Below are 9,213 nucleotides of genomic sequence, written 5' to 3' on the forward strand. Positions count from 1 at the left end.
TAAAGGGAAGAAAGGCTGCCTTGCCTATTTCCCTGAGGTACCATACCCAAACCCCGCACCATAACCTTTACTCAGGTTGGGCAGGAGAAGGCTGGTCGCTGATTGCAGGAGGAGTGATAGCCCGGGTGGTACAGTCTTCAGATGATTTTTCAGAGAAAGGGTACATCGGGAGCGAACTACCGGCATCTATACAAAATGCAGGGCCTGCCGGGTTAAATAAGTACCTCATAGAAGGATATGATACTCACCCGGACCAGTTTTATTATACTTTCCCCGGTCGGTCAGGAAAGTTTTTTTTGGGTCAGGATGGCACAGTTATCCACTCGGGCTTTGACCACCTCGATTTTGAATTGCCCGCCAATGAGCTTGAAACCTGGGAGGTCAAAGACCATTCCGGTATTGTTTATCGTTTTGGCGGAGCCGGGTTCGTTGAGTATGCAAAGGCCGATGATACAGATAACCAGGTTGTAACGGCCTGGTTCATCCGGGAAATCATCTATCCCAATGGAGAGACAATCTCTTTTATATATGACCAGGTTGCCGTGCCCGTATTAAAAGACCCTTTAAGGGCCGAGTACCATGCCCCCGGTTTGGCGTCACAAATTGAAGTTGGCCATACGGTATTGCAATATAACACCCCTTATTTAAAGAAAATCACCTTAAACTCAGGCCTTAGTGCCTGGTCGGCACAATTTGCCTCAGCAGCCCGGGAAGGTAGCGAAGGAAGACGGCTGAAGAGCATTCACATATATAAGCACGCCGCCAATGACAACCGGAAGGTAGAAAAAGTCCTTAAGCATTTTGAGTTTCAGCATGAACAAGGCCCTCAATTATGGCTGGAAAAAATATCCGAACACCGGGGGTCTGCCAGGAACGCTTATGCAGAGACAAAATTTACGTATTTCGACAAAAATAGTATATCCAGGGATTATGGCAGCACCGACTATTGGGGCTACTATAATTCAAACCCTGAAGGTGGGGCCTTTCCCAACGTAACATTTAATAGCCTTTTAGAAAGTACGGTCTCCTTATCGGGAGTCAGTAAAAAGCCTTCTGCCAGTCCCTCTGGCCTGCTAAAAGAGATCGCCTACAGCCTGGGCAGGAAAGTAGTATATACCTACGAGCCTCACGATTTCAAAGAGGCCCTGACAGATGCAGGAGGCGTAACGTACCATTATGGAGGAGGCCATCGAATAGCAAAAATAGAATCACATGATGGGACCGGCTCGGTAACCACCACTACTTATAAATATAAGCTACCCGATGGAACAACTTCCGGAACATTACAAGTGTTGCCTTTAACCCGGTATGCCGGAGAGAAATGGTATTATGCCAGCGGTTCCTGGACTTTACGGGAAGCCAATATACGTACAAGCCTGATAGACAACTATTGGGGTTTAGAGCCAGTGGTGAGTTATAAAGTTATCCAAACAGAAGAGACCGGAAGCGGTATGCACAAGTTTGAATTTTATAATGAAAAGGTCCTCAGCACCACCGTAACCTCAGAAGGCTACAACAATACCAGTAACAGCATGCTTAGGACGCCCCTGGATTTCCTGTACGGCAAAGTGCGTATGCACGAACAATACGCCCGTGAAGACAATACTTACAGGCTTATATCAAGCACCAACTACGAATACGAAATATTTGAAGAATCCCATTTACCGGTGCTGCAACTTACCGCAGAGCTTATCAATGAAGGTGACGGGGGGATCGAGTCCGCCATTCGTGAGATATACCTCAATGGAGGCAGCGGGCCTGTAGCAGGACATGAAGATAAAGTGTGTGGCTTTACCTATAAGCAGTTGCCCGTTAAAAAAGCACGTTTGGATGAAGTGAGTACCAGGGAATATGGGGATGAAGGCAATAGCCGCCAGGTTTCATCTACCTATAGCTATACCAGTGATAACTACCCAAAGCAGGTAATTCAACATTTACCGGGCAACATAACATTAGGAGAGAGCTACACCTATGCAGCAGACTATCCGGGCATTGGCTTTTGCGATGAGTTGATAGGTGAGAACATCAAGTCAGCGGTAATCGAGAGCCACACCACACGCACCGACCATACAGGGGCCACTATATTAAACGGACAGGTGACCGAGTTTAAAACAAATGACAATGAGCTAAATGGAGGCGTTGAAATGGTTCCTGCTGCTATTTACAGGTTAGAGCGGGCCCCCGAGGGGGGAGTTGACGAATCAGAAATCCCGTCGATCAGTACACTGAACTATAAAAAAAGAGTTGACTTTACCTATGATGGATATGGTAATTTAATTACAACCTTAAGTAAAGGAGATAAGCATTCCATCGTTTGGGACCAGGAAAAGATACTGCCGGTAGCGCAGGTGAGCCAGGCCGACGCTTCGGACGTGTATTACAACGGCTTTGAAACGTGTTGCCACGAAGAAGCCAAAGCAGGGCTCTATAGCCATGAAGGAGGCAGCTATACTATTCCTTTCACTCCCCAGGCCGGTAAGGAATACGAATTGAGCTACTGGTACCTCGAAAACGGCGAATGGCACCTTTATACCGGGCCGTTTAGCGCTACTATAAATAAAGGAGAAGCCCTGGACGAGATAAAAGTATACCCTGCAGGCAGCACCATGACCACGACCTCCTACAATGACAAGTCCCAGGTTATCACCCGGACAGACCTTAACAACCACCTGGCCCACAACGAATACGATGAAGCCGGGAGCCTGGTCAGGGTGCGGGATAAGGACGAAAACATACTGCAACAGTTCAGCTATCACAACCACTATTTACCACCCTGTGAAGATCCGACAGGAACCTACCCGATAACAGCGAACTTTCAGTTGGAGGGGGACATGCTAAAAGTAATTGCTGATGGCGGCTGCGGAAAACTCAGGTATAACTGGTCCTATATTAATGAAAAGAACCAGCATTTCCCTTTAAGTTACTCCGGAAGTAGCATAAGTACTAAAGAGGTTTATACATGTGAAGCGTACTATACATTAAAGTGTACCGTGACCGATGAGCGTGCCCTGAATAGCAAAACCATTTACTATCACGTGAATACCGATGCACAACTGCCCCGCCTTCAAATGGATGAATTTGAAATTTTTTATGGGGAAAAGTGGGATTACTGCCCCGGTGATGTGATCAAAGTATATGGTACAGCGAGAAACGGGTGTGGGTCTTATCATGTGAAGTGGCAGTTTAGAGAACACCAGGCAAGCCAGTTTACTACTATCGCAACGGGTCAGTTTGTGATCACCTATACCTTTCAGGGGTCCGGTACGTTGAGGTGTGCCATCACCGATGACTTTGGCAACTCGGTGTATGACGAAGTATTCTTAAAAGGCAAGAGATCAATTGATTGTGAAGAATTTTAAAAGAACAGTAATGATCATTTTCAGATTATCATATATAAAGGTTTTATTGATAGCTACACTGGTAACCCTATCTTTTTCATCAGCCCAATCCCAGACCAAAGGGGAGAGCACCGAAACAGAACACGCAGCGCCGCCTCCACCTCCGGATGATGGAGGTGGCGGTGATGGTGGCGGTTCTACCAAGCCACCATCCGCCCCGCCAAACCCAACAGCCTCTACTAACTATTGCGGCAACAAAACCCTGACCCGGTCAGGCACGCCACCGGCAGGTATAAAATGGTATTGGCAAACCAGCTCTTCAGGCACCAGCAAAACCCATGAAACGGCGAGCTATACTGCCAGGAGCAGTGGTACTTATTATCTTCGTGCCTTTGATTTTGGGAGCAACCTGTGGAGTACCTTTTCAGGAAGTGTAACCGTTACGGTCCGGGCCAACCCCTCCGCACCGTCAGTGCCGACCCTCGAAGGCTGCAATAATGATATACTAAGGAGAGGTACACCTCCTTCAGGAGTTACCTGGTACTGGCAGGGAACAAACAGCAGTGGCACCAGCCAGGCCGATGCCAGTGCCACCTACCGGGCCACCACTACCGGCACCTATTATTTAAGAAGCAGGACTTCTTCCTGCTGGGGGTCCAGTGTGAGCAAATACGTAGTAGTGGCCCCCTCCCCAGGAGAAGTTTCGGTAAACAACACTAAAAGGTTCGGAGAAGGATACCTCAACCTGACCGCTTCAACACCAAATGCTGTAAAATACAACTGGTACAGCAGTGCTACAGCTACCACTCCGCTGGCCAGTGTAGATAAAAGCTGGAAGAATATTTTTTCCCAATCCGCCACCTATTATGTGGCAGGCGTTGGAAGCAATGGTTGCGATGGGCCTCGCACACCAGTGCAGGTGGTTATTTATGAGCGGCCAAAAGTACTACCTGTCGGCAACTCCACTCTTGACCTCGCCCAGACCACAGTAACCTTGACTACAAACCAAAGCTTCGATACCTATCAGTGGTATGATCAGTATGGGCCCATTGAAGGGGAAGAAAGCCGTACCCTCGAGGTTACCAAAGAAGGGCATTATGCGGTAAAAGTGACCAGGGCCGGAGTGAGTGGCTACGATATTTCAGATTATTATTTGGTCAGGCATGCCCTTGAAGAAGAAAACAGGAGCTATAAATACACTGTGACCATCAAAAAAGAAGGCATAAAGAACGAAGCCGAAGTAATGGCGCTACCGGCAGGTGACAAAGTCGAATCACTGGTATTTTATGACGGGATGGGCCGGCCTGAACAGGCCATATACTATGGAGAAAACGACAACCATATTGTAAAAACATATGAGTACGATGCCTCTGGCAGGGAAACCACTTCATGGCTTCCGTATGTGACCGACACCAGGCCGGAGAAATTTGTAACCGACTGGAAATCAAAAGTGGGACAATATTACCAGGGACAAACGAACAGTCCGTTTGTCAGGAAAAATGTTGACAATTCACCCCGGTCAGCCCTTCGCGAGTCCGGCTTTGTTGGGGACGACTGGCAGCCGGGTTCGGATAATACACTCAAATACAGCTACACTTTCACGGATGGCAGTGAAGGGCTGTTTCGTTTTACAGTTGATGGCGGCCTTGTGCTATTTAATACTTATGGAGCAGGTGAGCTACATAAAGTAGCCGTTTATGACGAAGAGGGGCACAGGTACTTCCGCTTTGATGATGCCGAAGGGCATACCGTGCTGACACGAAAGCCGGTAGGCGAGCAGTCCTCAGAAACCTGGGCTGACACCTATTACGTATATGACCGCTATGGCAACCTTCGATATGTACTGCCCCCGGAGGCCGTAAAAGAAATAGGCACACCCGCTGCGCCATTCACCCCATCGCAAGACTTATTGGACCGCTGGACATTTCAGTATAAATATGACCACCTTGACCGCCCGGCCGAAGCACGCGTGCCGGGAGCAGACTGGGTATACCTCGTCTACGATGACAGGGACCGTGTAGTGCTGAGCCAGGATGGTAATCAAAGAAAAGCTGGCGTATGGACATTCGCTAAATACGATGTCTATGACAGGCCCATAGCCACAGGGAAATATGTTCCCGCAAGTACTATGGACCAGTCCGCCATGCAAGGCCACGTAGATGCCCATTACCTGGAAGCGCCCCGGAGTACCAGGCATGAAGAATTCGATCCGGGTTCAGGCCTGCACGGCTACACCGACAGGAGTTTTCCTACGGGTGTAGCTGCCGATGATTACTATACCGTCAACTACTACGACGATTACGGGTTTAAGGCCCTTCCCGGCTTTGGGCCAGCTTATGATTACGACCCTGCACAGCTTGGCACTGAAAGCTGTGCCCAGGGCGAATACACCTACCCCACATTAGCAAATAACCAGGTGAAAGGCCTGCTGACAGGCAGCAAAACACAATTGATGGATGGGGCAGGCACCTGGTTGCACAGCACAATCTACTATGATGATCAATACAGGGCCATTCAATCCGTTGCCGATAACCACGTGGGGAAAGAAAGACGAAGCAGTTTGTACAGTTTTGCAGGCCTGGTATTAGCTACCTATACATCATACGAAGAGAACAATGATGTTGTAGGGATAAAAAGACGCTATACTTACGACTATAGCGGCAGGCTGGTACAGGGCTATCACGAGCTTTATACAAATGACCAGGCTCAGGGAGAAGTACTGCTTGCCGAGAACAAATACAATGAATTGGGAGAGCTGGAAGAGAAAAACCTGCATGTGGAAGGAGGTATCTCACGCCAGAGTATAGACTATCGCTACAACATCAGAGGCTGGTTAAAAAGTATTAACAGCAGCCACCTTGACCTGGTCACCGGTCAGAATGAAAACGATGACCATAAAGACCTGTTTGGCATGGAGCTATACCATAACGAGCCCCTGATCTTTAATAATCAATCTTCAAACGGAGCCCCACAAGAATAAGCAGATATGAAAAACCGTTATCGATACACCTGTTTTATAATATTCTTCGCCATACTTTCCAGTGCCGCCCTGGCGCAAACCCCTGTCACCTGGACAGACCTGGTAGGGGTAGAAGTGCAGGCAGACAACAGCCTGCTGAAAACAGCCGGGTGGGGGGACAACAATGGAGGGGCCGTTTCCCACGAAACCCTGCCAGCCGGGGTTGATGGCTGGGTGGAACTGACCGTCTACGCTACAAACTACGAAAGGTACGCCGGCCTTACAGAATCCAGTACCGACCAGTCAAATAACATAGACTATGCCTTTAAGATCACGAGCACCAACACCCTGGTGGTCAGTGAGAAAGGAGAAAATAAGAAAGGAATAGGCGACTTTGAAGACGGGGACGTGCTGCGTATAGAGCGGATAGGGACCACCATTTACTATAAACACAAAGGTGGTATCGTCCACACCTCTACAACTCCATCAGTTACCCCGTTGATCGTAGATGTATCCCTCTACCATTCAGGCGGGGCTATTAACAATGTCAACTTACTATTTGGCAGCCAGCCAGAGACACCCCCCATAGCTCCCGGTAATTTATCCGTGACCGGGGAGGCTGGCCGGAACGTGCTTACCTGGGAGGATAATGCTACCACGGAAGCGGGCTATACTATAGAAAGAAAGGTTAACAGCGGCAGCTATGAAACTTTGGCCGATATAGCCCCCGGCACTACTTATGTGGACGGTGAAATCACCCCTGGCACCACGTATACCTATAGAGTGAAAGCCTACAATGCTTCGGGAGACTCAGGATATAGCAATGAAGTGCAGGTCACCACGCCTACGGCCCCTGCCCCAGTCGGTACGCCGGTAACATGGACAGCACTGACAGGTGTGGAGGTACAGGAGGATAACAGTATTATAAAAACCGCAGGCTGGGGAGGTGATAACGGTGGGGCCGTTTCTGAAGAAATACTGCCCGCCGGAGTGGATGGCTGGATAGAATTTACAGCCAGTGCCACCAGTCATGAAAGGTACATAGGACTTACAGAGACCAGTACCGATGCTACCAACAACATAGATTATGCATTTAAACTCAGCAGCATAAATACCCTTGTAGTTAGTGAACAGGGGCAGAACAAAGCCGGTATAGGCGATTTTGCAGATGGCGACCTGCTACGCATAGAGCGAACAGGCACCACCATAACCTATAAGCAGAATGGTACTGTAGTGTACACCTCATCTACACCTTCCGCTACACCTTTGACAGCAGACGTGTCCCTGTATCATTTTGAGGCGGTAATAAAAGAAGTGAGGGTATCATTTACAAACCCGCTGGGTGCGGTAGCCACCGACTTTGACCGCGTCTACCTGGAGTGGGATACCCTTCCCGGCCTGGGCTATGAAATACACCGGTCAGAGCAAGCCACCGGTGGCTTTACCCCAGTAGCTACAGTGGCGGGTGGCGAATACCACGACCATAACCTGGCTCCCAATACTACCTATTACTACCGGTTAATAGCCACCGACGGCCATGAAAGCGTACTTTATGCCCGCACCTCAGTGCAAACCCTTGCCCCTGTGGCTACGGAGAGTACGCTGAGCCACCAGCCCCTGTACAATGGCAATATTACAGCCATAAAATGGAAAGCCCACGGCGATAGCCACGAGCAGCTTTACACTTATCATTATGACGCCGCAAGCAGGCTGACAAAAGCCGAATATGCCAGTGGCACCTCGGCCACCGGTACCTGGGACAATAAGCAGGGCGGCTTTAGTGTGCCCCACATTGCTTACGACCTGAACGGCAATATCCTTAGCCTCAACAGGCAGGCCTATGAGGGCGGCATGCGTACCATCGATGCCCTGCAGTACAGCTACTCCAACGGCAACCAGTTGCAGTCAATAGAAGATCAGGCCGGGTGGAAAGGCTTTGCCAACAAACATACCGGAAGCGAAGCGGGTCCTGATTATTCATATGATGCCAATGGTAACATGACAAAAGACCGCAACAAAGGAATCGATACCGTAGAGTACAACCACCTTAACCTGCCGGTAAGAATAGGGAAATCGGACGGCAGGTACATCCAATACCTGTATGATGCCGCAGGCGTAAAGTACGCCCGGGAGGAGTATGATGCCGGTGGCACACTGGTAAAAAAGACAGAGTATATCGGGGAGCTGATCTATGAAACCGACGCCCGGGGCAATAGGCGGCTGGCCATGGTCCACCATGAAGAAGGCAGGGTAATTAAAGATGAAGTTACGGGGGAATTTGAATACCAGTACCATTTGCGGGACCATTTGGGAAATACCCGCCTGACTTTTACCACAAAGCCAAAAACCATCGACTTCCCGGCCAGGTTTGAAAGCGAGACAGCGGAAGGGGAAGAAAAGCTATATGGAGGCATAGACAGTGCAAGGGTGAAGTTCCCCAGCGCAGATGCAGCCCATAGCGACATCAACGTGACGGGAGACGATGAAGTCATAGGCCTGAACAATCAGATATCAGCCGGTGCTGCCTTGAGTATCCCTGTAGGCCCCGGTGATAAGCTGGACATGCAGGTCTACAGCTACTACGAGACAGGGGACTATAGCAGCCTCCAACCTGCCAATGCAGTACTGATGGCCGTAGCCGGTGCTTTTGGCGGAGCCAGTGGTGGCAATGCCTACGAGCAATCGACTTATAATGCTTTTAGCAATGCGGACGGGGCAGGCATGTTGGTGAACGGCAACGATGCGGGGGATGGCAGGCCTGCGGCATACCTGAACTACATCCTGTTTGATGAACATATGGGCCCTTACAAACATGGGCATGCACAAATAGAGGGGACGGCCAACAGCCATGGGCTTACAGTTCTCAATGATGTAGTTGTTGACAAGGCAGGCTTTGCCTATATTTACCTGAGCAAT

The 9,213-nt window shown here is 49.4% G+C and carries 3 protein-coding genes; all 3 read left to right on the forward strand.

Going from position 1 to position 9,213, the window contains the following annotated elements:
* Positions 1 to 3,359, forward strand: a 3,359-nt coding sequence (locus tag E1163_RS30435) for a hypothetical protein (RefSeq protein ID WP_185155975.1), incomplete at its 5' end; no start/stop codon positions are given.
* 10 nt (positions 3,360 to 3,369) lie between these two features.
* Positions 3,370 to 6,318: a DUF6443 domain-containing protein gene (locus tag E1163_RS05640; RefSeq protein WP_155170373.1), complete on the forward strand. Its 2,949-nt coding sequence runs from the start codon at positions 3,370 to 3,372 to the stop codon at positions 6,316 to 6,318.
* 6 nt (positions 6,319 to 6,324) lie between these two features.
* Positions 6,325 to 9,213, forward strand: a 2,889-nt coding sequence (locus E1163_RS05645) for a fibronectin type III domain-containing protein (RefSeq protein WP_185155976.1), incomplete at its 3' end; no start/stop codon positions are given.

It is taken from the genome of Fulvivirga kasyanovii (assembly GCF_009711405.1).
In the GTDB taxonomy this organism is placed as follows: domain Bacteria; phylum Bacteroidota; class Bacteroidia; order Cytophagales; family Cyclobacteriaceae; genus Fulvivirga; species Fulvivirga kasyanovii.

Coding starts and splice junctions, on each gene's coding strand:
- E1163_RS05640 (WP_155170373.1), top strand. CDS start 3,370: ATGATCATTTTCAGATTATCATATATAAAGGTTTTATTGATAGCTACA.